Raw genomic sequence first — 14,123 nt, forward strand, 5'->3', positions numbered from 1 at the left:
ACGTAAGCTGATTCTCCGTGAAAATATCGCGCGGTGTGGAACTCCGGTGCGAGACTATGACGAAACTTTTCGAACCGCGATGGGCTTTCTCGCAAGCCCTTGGAATTTATGGGTTTCAGAAGACATTGAGGACAAGCGAGCGGTGCTAAAACTCACCTTCGCAGACCAACTTCGTTACAACCGAAAGACGGGTTTTCGCACCCCAGAAATCTCTTTGCCATTCAAGATGTTAGACGCAAATTCGGCTTCGATTCTAGAAATGGCGCACCCAACTGGATTCGAACCAGTGGCCTTTGCCTTCGGAGGGCAACGCTCTATCCAGCTGAGCTATGGGTGCATGACGCTGGTCAGGAGGGGCGGGTAGCAAAGTCCACCGTCCTGCGCCAGCGTCAAAATCGCCTCACCCGATCTTATTTCGCCGCCTTCTCCATCGGCTGGAACTTGCCCAGCCCGCAACTCGGCCCCGGCTGCAATCCCGGCCCTGCATTGTACAGCACCGTGATGATATCGACCGAACAGAGCTGCGACTGGCTGGTCTTGTAGAGGAAGCGCTTTTCGAAGCCCAGGCTGGGGCAGCTATAGGGCAGCGTGTTGCGATACACCTTGCTGCCGTTCATGATGAAATCGATCGTATGATCGTCGCGCACATCGGTCGACCGGATCGACTGGATCTGAACGCAATCGGTGGGCTCGCCCTTCGCCACATAGGGGTCGGGCTTGTCCTTGGCGATGGCGGGCAGGGCGGCGCAGGCAAGCGCCAGGCCCAGCGCAAGCCGAGCAGGGGCAATAATGGACATGACAACTCTCCTCATCACATGCCAATTCGACGGCACGGCCGACCCGCATCCGTCGCGCCTATAGCGCGCCTTGGCTGAACAGGATGAGAACGAGCAGCCGGTTCAGGCCGTCTTTTCCGCAGCGCCTTTGGGTGCAGGCGTCTTGAGCTTGAACCGGCAAAGGTCGGCCACGATGCAGCGCCAGCATTCCGGCCGCCGCGCCTTGCACACATAGCGGCCATGTAGGATCAGCCAGTGATGCGCATCGCGGCGGAAGGGGCCAGGCACATGTTTGTCCAGCTTCTGTTCGACCGCCAGTACCGTCTTTCCCGGTGCCAGTCCCGTCCTGTTCCCGACGCGAAAAATATGCGTATCGACCGCGAACGTCTCCTGTCCGAAGGCGGTGTTCACCACGACATTGGCGGTCTTGCGCCCGACGCCGGGCAGGGTGGTCAACGTGTCGCGATCCTGCGGCACCGCGCCGCCGAAATCGCGCACCAATATCTCCGACAGGCCGATGACATTCTTCGCCTTGGTATTGAACAGCCCGATCGTGCGGATGTGCTGCTTCAAACCCTCTTCGCCCAGATCGACCATCTGCTGCGGCGTCTGGACCTCGCGAAACAGCGCCCGCGTCGCCTTGTTCACGCCGACATCGGTCGCCTGCGCCGACAGCGTCACCGCGACCAGCAATTGATAGGGATTGCCATATTCCAGCTCCGTCACCGGCGCAGGATTGGCTTCGGCGAGGCGGCTGAAAAAGTCGAAGATGTCGGCCTTTTTCATCTACAGCCCCAGTACGCCTTTCATGTCATATCGTCCCGCCGATTGCCCCACCAGCCAGCGCGCCCCCTTCACCGCCCCGCGCGCAAAGATGCTGCGGTTTTCCGCACGATGGCCGATCTCAATCCGCTCGCCCTCCGCCGCAAAGATCACCTGATGATCTCCTGCCACCGATCCGCCACGCAGCGCCGCAAAGCCGATCGCTCCCAGCGCCCGCGCGCCCGTAATCCCGTCCCGCCCACGCTCGCTATGGTCGGCCAGCGCGATCCCGCGCCCCCGCGCCGCCGCTTCGCCCAGCAGCAACGCCGTGCCCGACGGCGCATCGACCTTGTGCCGGTGATGCATCTCGACGATTTCGATATCCCAATCGTCGCCCAGGCCCGCCGCCGCCTGCTCGACCAGTGCGGCGAGCAGATTGACGCCCAGCGACGTATTGCCGGTCTGCAACACTGGAATATGCTTGGCCGCTTCATCGATCAAAGCATGATGCACCGGCTCCAACCCAGTCGTTCCAATCAAGATCGGCTTCTTCGCCGCAATGCACGCGTCCAGATGCGCGCCCAAAGCGGCCGGTACGGAAAAATCGATCAGTACCTCGCTCGCTTCCGCCAGCGCCAGCGGATCGGCCGTCATCGCGATGCCCGGCGCGATCTCGCCTGCCGGATCGCGATCGGTGCCGCCCGCGAGGCCCAGTCCCACGTCGGCCGCAACCTGCGCGATCGCGCGTCCCATGCGGCCCGCCGCCCCGAAAATGCCGATCGTCGTCATGGCTCTGTTTCCGTCCTCAATTTAGTGTCCGGCCGATGCCAGAGCGGAACGGCTTTGTCATCCCTTGGCGCCTCCTCTAAAAGCGCCGCATGACCCACGACATCCGCAACATCGTCATCCTCACCGGCGCGGGCATTTCCGCCGAAAGCGGCCTCGCCACCTTTCGCGGCCCGGACGGCCTGTGGGAAGGGCATCGGGTGGAAGATGTCTGCACTCCCGAAGCGCTTGCCCGCAACGAAATGCTCGTCCACCGCTTCTACGACGAACGCCGCGCGAAACTCGCTGAGGTGCAACCCAATGCCGCGCATCAGGCGCTCGCCGCCCTCGACGCCGCATGGCCCGGCGAACTGCTCATCGTCACGCAAAATGTCGATGACCTGCACGAACGGGCAGGGGCCAAGCGCCTCATCCACATGCATGGCGAACTCAAATCGGCGCTATGCGCGGCCTGCGGCAAGGCGGTCGCCTGGTCAGACCCGTTGCCACCCGGCTCTCCCTGCGATGCGTGCCACCAGCCAGCCTTGCGCCCCGACATCGTCTTCTTCGGCGAAATGCCTTATGAGATGGACCGGATCGACGCCGCCCTTCGCGACGCGGACCTGTTCGTATCGGTCGGCACGTCGGGCGCGGTTTATCCCGCCGCCGGCTTCGTCCAGACCGCCCGCCATGTCGGCGCGCAAACGCTGGAACTCAATCTCGATCCGTCGGCAGGCAGCCTTTACTTCCACGAAACGCGGCTCGGCGCGGCCAGCCTGCTGGTGCCGGACCTCGTGCGCGACTTGCTGGCATAAAAGGGGAAAGCCTCTCGCATTGCCCGCCGCTTATAGTATAGCGCGGCCATTCCCTTATCTGCGCGGAGCGATCGGTGATTACTGTCCAGCGGGTGGCCAAGGCCGCCGGCAAGCATCTGACCAAGACGGCGCTCAAGCTGCGCAAAGCCCTGGGCGCGCGGCCCACGCGCAGCTGCCCGGCCTGCGGCGGCAGCGTCGTGGGTTTCTTCCGCTATGGCGACAATGAAGAATGGGGCTGCCCGCAATGCGGCGCTTCGCCACGCGAACGGCTGATGAACTGGCTGATCCAGCAGGGCATATTGCGCGTACCCGCCGACGGCGCGATCCTCCATATGGCGCCCAATGAAGCCAGCCTTGTCCGCCGCTTTTCCACCGCGGCGCATTACATCCCCGCCGACCTCGATCCGTCGCGCTACACCGTCGCGAGCATGGCCCGCGTGGACCTCATGGACCTGGCGGATACGGACCGATACGACCTGTTCTACGCCAGCCACGTCATGGAGCATGTGCCGGACGACATGGCCGTTCTGCGCAATATCCATCGCGCCCTGAAGCCCGGCGGCGAAGCCTGGTTGATCGTGCCATTATGGGACAAGCCGACCGAGGACGGCAGCTTCGACATCCCGCCGCGCGAACGCGAACGTCGCTTCGGCCAATGGGATCATGTCCGCCAATATGGTCCCGATTTCGCCGACCGCATCCGCGCCGCCGGGTTCGATCTGGAAGAAATCGACGCCAATTCGATCGACACCGACACGCGCCATTTCCACGGCCTGGACGACCGCCTGTTCCGCGCGCGCAAGCCGGGCGGAGAGCCAGCACGGTGAGCCGCCTCGCGCGGCTGGAAGGGTCCGCCCGCTTCCTGGCGCTGGTAAAGCTCGCCAATGTCGGGCTGGTGCTGATCTGGGGCTTCGCCGTCACTTTCGTGTTCGTGCGCGTCTTGCCGATCGCGGAGTTTCAAGCATTCCTGCTGCTCGTCGCCTTCGGCAATTTCACCATCTCGGCGGAATTTGGCCTTACCAGCATCATCTACGCCCGTTTGCGGCGGCACTGGCTGGCGGGTGGCGCGGGCGAGGATGATGGCGGTTTCCGGCTGGAGGAAATGGGCGTCCTCTTCCTTGTGCTGGGCCTGATCATCGTCGGTGCGACGCTGATCCTTCTTGTCGCGCTAGCGGCTGGCTGGCTGGCGACGGGCCTGCCGTTGCTCTTCCTGCTCTTCTTCCTGTCGGCCTGCCTCAACCTCCCGGCCCTGCTCGCCAAACGGGCGCTGGCGGCGATTGATGGCAATTTCCTTTGGGAAGGGCTGGATTGCGCCCGTCGCGTCGTGACGATCGGCCTGTTGCTGGCGATGCTGGCGGGCATGGACCCTCGTCTGTCGCTGGCGCTGCAACTGATCGTCAGCGTCGTCGTGATCGCCTACGCCATCGCCCATGTCCACCGCCGCCTCGCCATGACCCGCCGCCACTGGCTCGCCTTCCGCATCGGCGGCGGCCATGTCCGCGCCCATTATCTGCGCGATATCGGCGCGTCGGCGGCCTTCACCGTGTCCGACATCGTCGCCTATAACGCGCCCTATTTCACCATAGCGCTGGCGACCAGCGACCCCCGCCCGATGCTGGTCTTCGATTTCTTTTTCAAGATGTCGCGTTCGCTGTCCATGCTGGTCCGTGCCACGGTGGAAGCCGCCTTGCCGCGTATCACCCGCGCCTATCATGCGGGGGATTTCGCAAGACTGCGCCAGTTGCTGGGCCGGGCGACCGCCGCCGCGATGCTCTTCGCGATCGGCCTCTCGGCGGTGCTGCTGGCCGCGGGCGACAGCCTGTTCGCCATCCTGTTCGACGGCCGGGCCACCATAGACCGGGCGGACATCGGCCTCATCATCCTGGCGCTGTTCGCGCTGACCCTGCTGTGCGTCTCCGTCTATGTGCAGGCCGCGCTCGGCCGCTTTGGCGAACTCCTCGCCCGCTCGCTGCCCTTCCTCGCCGGATCGCTCGCCAGCGCACCGCTTGCCCTGCTGCTCTGGCCGGACCGCTTCGACCTTGCGTTCCTTAGCCTCTATGCCCTGACGCTGGTCGGCGTAGCGGCGCTGCATCTCATGTCTCTCCGGCGGCTGGTGCGCGCATGAAGGTCGCCATGCTCGATCCCTCGCTTTTCACCGGGCGTTATGACGACAGCCTGTGCGCCGCGCTGGCGGGGGAGGGCGCGGCCGTGACCCTGCTTGGCCGCCCGATGCGCGATACCGATGCCATCACGCCACAAAACTATGCCTACTACCCCCACTATTTCCGCCGCAGCGAAGCGTTGCGCATGCGCCTGGGCGAAGGCCGCACCTTCCGCCTGACCAAGGCAGCGGAATATGCGCTGGCTTGTGCCGTGGGCGACATCAGGCCGCTCACAAACGCCGACATCGTCCATATCCAGTGGCTCCCGCTCGCCCCCGCCGACGCCCTGCTGCTCAAACGCCTCAAGGGCCGCACAGCGCTTGTCCACACCGTCCACAATGCTGACGCCTATCATGCCGACGCGGGCGTGCAGGGGCGCGGCTATCGCGCGTTGCTAGACCAGTTCGATGCGCTCATCGTCCATGGCGACACCACCGGCGCGGCGCTTATGGGGCAGGGGATCGACCCCGCCCGCATCCATGTGACGCCGCACCCGCCGATGCGCCTCGCCGCCGCGACCCCTGCCGATCTCGCCTCTATCCCCGCATCTACAATTCCGCGTCTGCTCTTCTTCGGGACGATCCGCCCCTATAAAGGCGTCGACGTCCTGATCGAAGCCTGCCTTCTGCTCTGGTGCGCAGGCCATGTTTTCGAACTCGCCCTGGCGGGTAAGCCGTTCATGGACACCGCCCCCTTGCTCGACCCCGTCCACCAAGCCGGTTTCGCTGACCGCCTCGTCACCGACTTCGGCTTCCTCACCGAACCGCGCCTCGACGCCCACATGCTCCGCGCCGACATCATCGTCTTTCCCTATCGCCACATCAATTCGAGCGGCGCCTTCCTCTCCGCGCTCCACCATGGCAAGGCGATGGTGACCTCGGACGCGGGCATGTTCGGCCAGTTGCCCGCAGGCGTCGCCGTCCGATCCGCAGCGGGAAATGCGCCCGCTCTCGCCCAAGCCCTCTTGCCGCTGATCGAAAGCGCGGCCATCAGGCAAAGCCACGGCACGCAGGCGCGCGCCTATGGACAGGCAATGGGGACTTGGAAGGACATGGCCGTGGCGACGATCGGCATCTATAAAACCGTGCTTGCGGCACGCGCATGAACCGCTATCGTCGTGAACTCAGCGACCGCGTCCTGGCCCTGCGGCTCGCCGCTACCGGACGCGTCCACCAATATCCCGAAATCCAGGCATTGAAGCGCTTCCTGTCGGCCTTCGCGGTCGATTGCCTGTTCGACGTCGGCGCCAATCGCGGCCAATATGCCACGATGGTCCGCAAGGATGCAGGCTATAAAGGCCTGATCCTCTCCTTCGAGCCGAACCCGGACATCTTCGCCATCCTGTCCAAACAGGCGGCCTCCGACCGCCACTGGCATGTCTTCAACATGGCACTGTCGGACTTCGACGGCACCGCCAGCTTCAACATCATGGCCGCCGACCAGTTCAGTTCGCTCGAAAAGCCATCGGATGCGCAGGACGCGATCTTCGCCGACCGCAACAAGGTGACGAAGACCGTGCAGATGCAATGCCGCCGGATCGACACGCTGCTGCCTGAACTGGTGGCGCAACATGGTTTCGCGCGCCCCTTCCTGAAAATGGATACGCAGGGCCACGACCTGTCGGTCTGCGAAGGCGCAGGCGACGTCCTGTCCACGATGCTGGGAATCCAGACCGAACTCGGCGTCCGCCCCATCTATGAAGGCGGCACCGGCTATCGCGCGATGATCGACTGGCTCGAAACGCGCGCCTTGGTCCCCTCCGCCTTCTTCGCCAATAATAAGGGGCATTTCCCCTTGCTGGTCGAAATGGACGGCATCTTCGTCAACCGGACCCTGGTTCGGGATTGACGATGGGCGGGGGGACCGGCTTCGTCAGCGCACGCCGCCTGTTCCTGGCGGGCGCGATCGGTCTGGCGCTGTGGCTGGGCGCGACCTTTCTGTGGCACGTCACCTATCGGCAAGGCGTCAGCCTGGCCGTCATCCTGCTGCTGGACCAGGATTTTCCCGCATTGCTGGGATCGCTGCTGCTGCTGGCGCTCGCCGCGCCCTGGGCGGAAGGGAAGGGGATCGCGCTACCGCGCCCGACCGCCCGGATCGTCGTCCCCCTGATCGTCCTGCTGGGCATGGCCGCCTGGGCAGGGCATTATGCGCTGTTCCAGGATTATGCGATCAGCCGCGACGAAGAAGTCGCCCGCTTCGCCGCCGCCTATATGCGCGAAGGGCTGTTCGCCCGCCCGATTCCGATCGAATGGGAACCCTATCGCCGGGCGATCATGCCCGAATTTTTCTCCCCCTTTGGCGCTGCGGATTACTGGACGGCGGCCTATCTGCCGGTGAACAGCGCGATCCAGGCGCTGTTCTGGCAATTGGGCGATCCCAATCTGGCCGGTCCGGTGCTGTTGATGGCGGGCCTCTTCGCGCTCTGGCGGGTAGCGTTGCACCTGATGCCCGATCGCCCCGACGCGGTATGGGTGACGGTGCTGCTGGGCTTTTCGTCCAGTCAATTGTGGGTCACGGCGATGACCCCCTATGCGATGACCGGCCATTTCGCGCTCAACATGGTCTGGCTGGCGCTGGTGTTGCGGGGCGGCGTGATCGGCCATGTCACCGCGGGCCTGGTCGCACTCATCGCCGCGGGCCTGCACCAATGGCATTTCCCGCCGATCTTCATCGCGCCATTCATCCTGTGGATGCTGCTCGCCCGGCGCTGGACCGTCGCGGCCTTCCATGCGCTGACGCTGGTGGCGATCGTTATCATCTGGGCCAAGCTCTGGCCCGGCTTCCTGCTCCACGCGCTGGGCGCACCCGCCGACATCCGCCCCGCGGCCGGTGTCGCGGACAAGGTCGGCAGCCTGTTCGAACGGCTGGGCGACCGCTGGCAACCGCTCGTCAACCTCACCCGCTATGTCGCCTGGAACAACATCCTCATGGTCCCGCTGGCGATGCTTGGTATCGCCGCGATGCGCTGGCGCGCGATGATCCGGGGGCAGGAAATCGCGCTACCGCTCGCGCTGGGATGCTTGGCGGGCTGCATGTTGGCCCTGGCGCAAGGCTATGGCTGGGGCTTCCGCTACGCCCATGGCTTTATCGGTCCCTTCTGCCTGTTGGCGGGCCTTGGCTGGGCGCGCTTCCGCCCGAAGGACGCTTTGCGGCCCCTGCTGATCGGGCTGGTCATTACCGCGCTCGCCAGCACCTATCTCGTCTGGCGCATCCACGTCTTCGTCGGTCCCTATGCCGCCAGTCACCGCCTGATCGATTCGAGCGAGGCGGACGTCGTCCTGGTCGATCCGCGCGGCGGCCTCTACGTCACCGACCTGGTGCGCGGGCGCAATGGCGTGCCCGGCAAGCCGATGGTGATGAACCTTGCGATGTTGTCGCTGGATCAGGTCGATACGCTGTGCGAATCCTATGTCGTCGAATTGTTCGACCGCGCCGAGTTCCGCCCGCTGGGCGTGCCGCTCGCGCGCTGGAATCTCGGTCGCATGGACGCCTTGCGTGCGCATATGAAGGAAGAAGGCTGCGACCGCCCGGTCCAGCCGCCGCTACCCGAAACCTTCGAAGACGCGCTCAGCATCGCCGACAACGCGATGTAATCAGCGTCATACCAGAACCTATGGCGCCTTGTTCCCCGGCGAACGCCGGGGTCCAGTTCCGCGCTCTGGAATTAGCCCCGGCCTTAGTCGGGAACGTGCCGAATAATTGGAGCCTGACGAAAACTCGTTCCGTTCGTTTCAGGCGATGTCGAAAGGTCGAGCAACGGGGCAACGCCGAGTTCATCGGCTCACATGGCGCGCTACCTGCTTCCCGACCACGCGCGAAGCGAACGGTTTCAGTTGACCGCGTCGGCCACCACGACAGGCGCGTCGTCGCGATACAACAGCATGACCGATCCGTCCTCGCCATGCACCGCGCGGATCGGCAGGCTGGTTTGCAACGCGGCCAGAAACGCCCCGCTGGCGCTGGTGCGAAACCGCCCGTCGATGCGCAAGGCGGACACCCGCGTGTCGCCGATCAGGATCGGCGCGGCGCGATAGCGGTTGAACTCGCTTGCGGCTTGCTCGACCGTCTCGCCATCCAGTTCCACCATCTTTTCGCGCCAGGCGGTGCGCTGGTCGATCAGCTTCGACCCCAGATGCGTCAGCGCGATATTGCGCGGCTGGATCACCGCGCCGCTTCCGGCCGCAACCTTCTGCGCCGATCCGCCGCTGCAATGGACCGTCACCGCCCCCTGCGTCACCGTCAGTTCCACGATCGACGGGCGCATCCGCACGTTGAAGGCCGTGCCCACCGCGCGGATCGCCGCCGAGCGGACTTCCACGTCGAACGGGCGCTTGTCATCATGCGCGATGTTGAAGGACGCCTCGCCCTTGATGATGCGAACCTTGCGGCCATTGGCGGTGAAGCGTGCTTCGGCTTCGCTGTCGCTGTTCAAATGGAGGATCGACCCATCTTCCAGGGCCACGTCGCGCATTTCGCCGACGCCCGTCTGATAACGATCGACCCCGCTGAACGTGCGTACGGTCACGATGGCTGCGACGATGAAGAAGAGTACCGCAATGGCTGCGGCGATCATGATATTGCGGGACAGGCGGCGCTGCTGTTCTTCGCTGACGATCTGCGCCATGGGCGGCAGGGTGACGTCGGCTGCCGCGCTCTTGAGCCGTTCGGCGGCTTCCCACGCGGCTTCGGCGCGGGCAAAGGCGACACCGTGGCGCGGGTCGCTCTCGACCCAGGCGCAGATGCTGGCTTCGTCTTCGGGGCTGGGGTCGTTATAGAGCCTGGCCAGCAGGCGCGCGGCTTCCGCCTCTGTCGCCTCTCTGCCCTCTAGGCTCGAACTTGGTTCCAACACCTGCACGCTCGAAGTCCGTTTCCTCACGTTCCGCCCAAGCCCGCATAACTATCGCGATGGCTTTAGCCAGATGTTTTTCAACAGTAGAAACGGATAGCGACATCTCCTCCGCTATTTCCAGCATCGATTTTTCGTGAATCCGGCGCAGGATGAACACGCGGCGGCATTGCGACGGTAGCGACTCGACGATCGCCTCGACCTGGCGCAGCGCTTCGCGGGCATAGAGCTGGGACTCGATATTATTCTCGCCGCCCAGCAATTCCAGATCGGCGATGGTTTCGAAGCTGACCACTTTGTTGCGGCGGGCGGTGTCGATCACCAGGTTGCGGGCGATGGTGAAGAGATAGGCGCGGCCCGTCGTCACATTTTCCCAATTTTCCGTGGCATAGGCGCGGGTCATGACCTCTGCGACCATATCCTCCAGCTCATGGGTGGATGGCAATATCCTGCGGAGACGACCGCGAAGCGCGGCTTCCTGCGGCAGGATAACCGTCTTGAACCATTCCAGTTTAGCGCGAACCCTGTGCACGACGACCCCCTGTTTTTTTCAGCCGGGCCTCTCCATGTTTCTTTTCTATGTCACATTTCAATCATGCTTGCAGGGGGCTGTCTATACGCTGGGCGGACATATTTCGGGCGAAAGACTAAAAAAGTTCCCGGCGTTGCAAAAATATTGTGGATAAGGGGCGGCGGCCGCACATTTCTATCCCGCCGCCCATTATCATCGATCAACTTCTCAATCGGGCGGCGGCGGCAATTCCGTCGGCGCGCTGTCGGGCTGGTCATAATCGGGACCGACCGGCACTACCTCGTCCGGTTCGGTCATCGGCGTTTCGGCCGGATGATCGGGCGGCGGCATCTCGTCGGGCGATTGCGGCTGAATCGTGTCGGGCGGCGGCACGCCATCTGGGCCGGTGTCGGGGCGGGTAGCCATGGCATTTCTCCTTATGGTCTGCCATGGTTACGCGCGGTGGCACGCCGCGGTTCCCATCGCTTTGCGCGACCCCGCACTATCCCTTGCCTCTTCCCATGCTTTTCTCTATGCCGCGCCGACCGGCGACCGATGCGGGCGTGGCGAAATTGGTAGACGCACCAGATTTAGGTTCTGGCATCGCAAGATGTGGGGGTTCGAGTCCCTTCGCCCGCACCAGTGCGCCGATCGCGGGAACGCCACCGAAATTCAGCTGAAGAAAGCGTTTGAGAGAAGAGATGCAGACTGTCGAGACGTTGAACGAGGGCCTTAAGCGCGCCTACACCGTAACCATCACGTCGAAGGATATCGACGCCCGTGTCGACAAGGAAGTGAAGGCGATCGCACCCCAGGTGCGTATGCCCGGCTTCCGCGCCGGCAAGGTGCCCGTGAACCTCGTCAAGAAGATGCACGGTGAATCGCTGCAGCGCGACGCCCTCAACAATTCGATTCAGGAAAGCATCCAGAAGCTGATTGCCGATCAGAAGCTGCGTCCTGCCATGCAGCCGTCGGTGGAACTCGATGAAGGCTTCGAATTCGGCAAGGATGCCGAAATCAAGGTCGAACTCGAAGTGCTGCCCGAAATCGCAGCGCCCAGCATCGAAGGCTTGAAGCTGGAACGACTGACCGTCGACGTCGCCGACGCGCAGGTCGATGAGGCCGCTGGCCGTATCGCCAGCCAGCAGGGCGCGCTCGAAGAACATGACGCAGATCACGCCGCGGCGGACGGCGACACGCTCAAGATCGATTTCGTCGGCAAGGTCGATGGCGAAGTCTTCGAAGGCGGTTCGGCCGAAGGCGTCAATCTCAAGATCGGCGCGGGCCAGTTCATCCCGGGCTTCGAAGAGCAGCTGACCGGCGTCAAGAAGGGCGAGGAAAAGACCATCGAGGTCACCTTCCCGGAAGATTATGGCGCAGAGCATCTGGCTGGCAAGGCCGCGACCTTCGACGTTACGGTCCAGGCGATCCTGAACGCCGACAAGCCCAAGCTGGACGACGAATTCGCCAAGTCGCTGGGTCTGGAAGGTCTCGACAAGCTGAAGGAACTGCTCAAGGGGCAGATCGAGCAGGAACATAACGGCCTGACCCGCACGCACATGAAGCGCAAGCTGCTCGACCAGCTCGCCGCCGCTCATGATTTCGACGTGCCGCCCAGCATGGTGGAAGCCGAATTCAACCAGATCTGGCAGCAGCTTCAGCATGAAGCCACCCATGAGGAAGATCCGGCCGCCGCGATCGCCGAAATGGAAGCCGAAAAGGAAGACTATCGCGCCATCGCCGTGCGCCGCGTCCGCCTGGGCCTGCTCCTCTCGGAAATCGGCCAGGCCAATGGCGTCATCGTCAACGACCAGGAAATGAACCGCCTGATCATGCAGGCCGCGCAGCAGTACGGCCCGCAGGACCGCGAACGCTTCGTCCAATATGTCCGCCAGGACCCGATGGCCGCCGCCCAGCTGCGCGCGCCCCTTTATGAGGACAAGGTCGTCGATTTCCTGTTCGACAAGGCCGAAGTCACCGACCGCGCCGTGACCAAGGAAGAACTGGAAGCGGCGATCGAAGCCGAAGACGGTGACCTCAAGCCGCACGTCCATGGTCCCGACTGCGGTCACGACCATCATGACGAAAAGCCCAAGGCCAAGAAGGCTGCGCCCAAGAAGAAGGCTGACGAAGCCGCTGAACAGGCGCCTGCAGACGTAGCCGCCGAGGAAGCCGCACCCGCCAAGAAGGCCGCGCCCAAGAAGGCCGCCGCCAAGAAGGACGAAGCGGTAGCCGAGGAAGCGACCGCCGAGGAAAAGCCCAAGAAGAAGGCCGCTCCCAAGAAGGCGGCCGCCAAGGCCGAATAAGCCTGTCCCACCGGACATGACGAGCGCCCGGCTTCCCTGCGAAGCGCGGGCGCTTTTCATGTCGGGGGCGGCATGGCAGATGAAATATTAAGGATGATGCGCCATCAGCATGGCTGATTATGGCGCATATCTGACAGGGCGTGAGCGGCGATGAAGGAATATCCCCCGGTGAACCTCGCGACAAATAGCGAAACGGCCATCGCGACCCCGCGCGTCGCGGTGATCCTGCCCTGCTATAATGAAGCCGGCGCGATCGTGAAGACGGTGGAGGATTTCCGCCGCGCCTTGCCCGCCGCCGACATCTACGTCTTCGACAATAACAGCACTGATGGCAGCCGCGATCTGGCCGCCGGGGCAGGGGCGATCGTCCGCCGCGTCGGGCAGCAGGGCAAGGGCCATGTCGTCCGCCGCATGTTCGCCGATGTGGACGCCGACATCTATATCATGGCCGATGGCGATGCGACCTACGAAGCCGCCGCCGCCCCCGCGATGATCGCCGCCATGCTGCAGGACAATCTCGACATGGTGGTCGGGTGTCGCCGCGACCAGGTGGAGGCCGCCTATCGCCGCGGCCATCGCTTCGGCAACTGGGCGCTCACCAGCCTGCTGAAACAATTGTTCGGCCGCAGCTTCACCGACATCCTCTCGGGCTATCGCGTCTTCTCCCGCCGTTTCGTCAAGAGTTTCCCGGTCCTGTCCGCCGGGTTTGAGATCGAAACGGAAATCAGCGTCCACGCGCTGGAACTCGCCATGCCGGTCGCCGAAGTGATGACCGCTTACGGCGCCCGCCCCGAAGGATCGGTCAGCAAACTCAGCACCTATCGCGACGGCTTCCGCATCCTGCGCACGATCATCACCCTCTACCGCATAGAGCGGCCGATCCTCTTCTTCGGCATCATGGCCGCCTTCCTCGTCGCGCTGGGCCTCGGCCTCGCGGCACCGCTAATCGTCACCTATATCCACACCGGCCTCGTCCCGCGCTTCCCTACGGCAATCCTGGTGACCGGCCTCATGATCCTGGCGACCCTGTCGGCCATGTGCGGCCTCATCCTCGACACCGTCGTGCGGGGCCGTCGCGAAGTGCGACGGCTCGCCTATCTCGCCTTCCGCGCACCGTCCGATTTCGCCCGTCGCGACTGACTCGCCTTCCCCCTTGAACCATCCGCCATTTGTGCCGATG

Annotated in this window: 14 protein-coding genes and 2 tRNA genes; 9 read left to right on the forward strand and 7 right to left on the reverse strand. The window is 63.8% G+C overall.

Going from position 1 to position 14,123, the window contains the following annotated elements; all coding sequences use genetic code 11:
- Window positions 1-260 precede the first annotated feature (260 nt).
- The 4 genes from U5A89_RS10230 to dapB form a co-directional block, all read right to left on the reverse strand.
- Window positions 261-337: transfer RNA gene (locus tag U5A89_RS10230), tRNA-Arg, on the reverse strand.
- Window positions 338-410: 73 nt separating this feature from the next.
- On the reverse strand, window positions 411-797 hold the full coding sequence (locus tag U5A89_RS10235; protein WP_338161040.1) for a hypothetical protein: 387 nt from the start codon (window positions 795-797) through the stop codon (window positions 411-413).
- Between the two features lie 102 nt (window positions 798-899).
- The gene (gene nth / locus U5A89_RS10240; RefSeq protein WP_338161041.1) at window positions 900-1,562 is read right to left on the reverse strand and encodes an endonuclease III; all 663 of its coding nucleotides are present in this window, start codon (window positions 1,560-1,562) and stop codon (window positions 900-902) included.
- Window positions 1,563-2,327 carry a 4-hydroxy-tetrahydrodipicolinate reductase gene (dapB, locus tag U5A89_RS10245; protein WP_338161042.1) on the reverse strand — a complete coding sequence of 255 codons (765 nt, stop codon included), beginning with the start codon at window positions 2,325-2,327 and terminating at the stop codon, window positions 1,563-1,565.
- Between the two features lie 89 nt (window positions 2,328-2,416).
- On the opposite strand from dapB, the gene U5A89_RS10250 reads away from it, so the two are divergent.
- From U5A89_RS10250 to U5A89_RS10275, 6 genes are all read left to right on the forward strand, one after another.
- On the forward strand, window positions 2,417-3,118 hold the full coding sequence (locus tag U5A89_RS10250; protein ID WP_338161043.1) for an NAD-dependent deacylase: 702 nt from the start codon (window positions 2,417-2,419) through the stop codon (window positions 3,116-3,118).
- Between the two features lie 74 nt (window positions 3,119-3,192).
- Complete coding sequence (locus U5A89_RS10255; protein WP_338161044.1) at window positions 3,193-3,945, forward strand: methyltransferase domain-containing protein; 753 nt, start codon at window positions 3,193-3,195, stop codon at window positions 3,943-3,945.
- Window positions 3,942-5,243, forward strand: a complete 1,302-nt coding sequence (locus tag U5A89_RS10260) for a hypothetical protein (RefSeq protein ID WP_338161045.1) — start codon at window positions 3,942-3,944, stop codon at window positions 5,241-5,243. The genes U5A89_RS10255 and U5A89_RS10260 overlap by 4 nt, the downstream gene beginning before the upstream one ends.
- Window positions 5,240-6,385 (forward strand): glycosyltransferase family 4 protein, encoded by a 1,146-nt coding sequence (locus U5A89_RS10265; protein WP_338161046.1) that lies wholly within the window; start codon window positions 5,240-5,242, stop codon window positions 6,383-6,385. Before U5A89_RS10260 ends, U5A89_RS10265 begins: the two co-directional genes overlap by 4 nt.
- On the forward strand, window positions 6,382-7,128 hold the full coding sequence (locus U5A89_RS10270) for an FkbM family methyltransferase (RefSeq protein WP_338161047.1): 747 nt from the start codon (window positions 6,382-6,384) through the stop codon (window positions 7,126-7,128). Before U5A89_RS10265 ends, U5A89_RS10270 begins: the two co-directional genes overlap by 4 nt.
- Before the next feature lie 2 nt (window positions 7,129-7,130).
- A complete protein-coding gene (locus U5A89_RS10275; RefSeq protein ID WP_338161048.1) occupies window positions 7,131-8,873 on the forward strand; it encodes an MFS transporter in 1,743 nt (580 codons plus the stop codon).
- Between the two features lie 236 nt (window positions 8,874-9,109).
- Here the strand turns inward: U5A89_RS10275 and U5A89_RS10280 are convergent, their stop codons facing one another.
- The 3 genes from U5A89_RS10280 to U5A89_RS10290 form a co-directional block, all read right to left on the reverse strand.
- On the reverse strand, window positions 9,110-10,135 hold the full coding sequence (locus tag U5A89_RS10280; protein ID WP_338161049.1) for a FecR family protein: 1,026 nt from the start codon (window positions 10,133-10,135) through the stop codon (window positions 9,110-9,112).
- Window positions 10,050-10,658 (reverse strand): sigma-70 family RNA polymerase sigma factor, encoded by a 609-nt coding sequence (locus tag U5A89_RS10285; RefSeq protein ID WP_338161050.1) that lies wholly within the window; start codon window positions 10,656-10,658, stop codon window positions 10,050-10,052. Before U5A89_RS10285 ends, U5A89_RS10280 begins: the two co-directional genes overlap by 86 nt.
- A gap of 207 nt (window positions 10,659-10,865) precedes the next feature.
- A complete protein-coding gene (locus U5A89_RS10290; RefSeq protein ID WP_338161051.1) occupies window positions 10,866-11,063 on the reverse strand; it encodes a hypothetical protein in 198 nt (65 codons plus the stop codon).
- A gap of 131 nt (window positions 11,064-11,194) precedes the next feature.
- On the opposite strand from U5A89_RS10290, the gene U5A89_RS10295 reads away from it, so the two are divergent.
- From U5A89_RS10295 to U5A89_RS10305, 3 genes are all read left to right on the forward strand, one after another.
- A tRNA-Leu gene (locus U5A89_RS10295) sits at window positions 11,195-11,279 on the forward strand.
- A 59-nt stretch (window positions 11,280-11,338) separates the two neighbouring features.
- Window positions 11,339-12,943 carry a trigger factor gene (tig, locus tag U5A89_RS10300; RefSeq protein ID WP_338161052.1) on the forward strand — a complete coding sequence of 535 codons (1,605 nt, stop codon included), beginning with the start codon at window positions 11,339-11,341 and terminating at the stop codon, window positions 12,941-12,943.
- 168 nt (window positions 12,944-13,111) lie between these two features.
- On the forward strand, window positions 13,112-14,083 hold the full coding sequence (locus tag U5A89_RS10305) for a glycosyltransferase family 2 protein (protein ID WP_445190645.1): 972 nt from the start codon (window positions 13,112-13,114) through the stop codon (window positions 14,081-14,083).
- Window positions 14,084-14,123: the final 40 nt, after the last annotated feature.

It is taken from the genome of Sphingobium sp. HWE2-09 (genome assembly GCF_035989265.1).
Lineage (GTDB): Bacteria > Pseudomonadota > Alphaproteobacteria > Sphingomonadales > Sphingomonadaceae > Sphingobium.

Excerpts from the sequence above, each read along its gene's own strand:
- U5A89_RS10235 (WP_338161040.1), bottom strand. The coding sequence starts at position 797 with ATGTCCATTATTGCCCCTGCTCGGCTTGCGCTGGGCCTGGCGCTTGCC.
- nth (WP_338161041.1), bottom strand. The coding sequence starts at position 1,562 with ATGAAAAAGGCCGACATCTTCGACTTTTTCAGCCGCCTCGCCGAAGCC.
- dapB (WP_338161042.1), bottom strand. The coding sequence starts at position 2,327 with ATGACGACGATCGGCATTTTCGGGGCGGCGGGCCGCATGGGACGCGCG.
- U5A89_RS10250 (WP_338161043.1), top strand. The coding sequence starts at position 2,417 with ATGACCCACGACATCCGCAACATCGTCATCCTCACCGGCGCGGGCATT.
- U5A89_RS10265 (WP_338161046.1), top strand. The coding sequence starts at position 5,240 with ATGAAGGTCGCCATGCTCGATCCCTCGCTTTTCACCGGGCGTTATGAC.
- U5A89_RS10270 (WP_338161047.1), top strand. The coding sequence starts at position 6,382 with ATGAACCGCTATCGTCGTGAACTCAGCGACCGCGTCCTGGCCCTGCGG.
- U5A89_RS10275 (WP_338161048.1), top strand. The coding sequence starts at position 7,131 with ATGGGCGGGGGGACCGGCTTCGTCAGCGCACGCCGCCTGTTCCTGGCG.
- U5A89_RS10290 (WP_338161051.1), bottom strand. The coding sequence starts at position 11,063 with ATGGCTACCCGCCCCGACACCGGCCCAGATGGCGTGCCGCCGCCCGAC.
- tig (WP_338161052.1), top strand. The coding sequence starts at position 11,339 with ATGCAGACTGTCGAGACGTTGAACGAGGGCCTTAAGCGCGCCTACACC.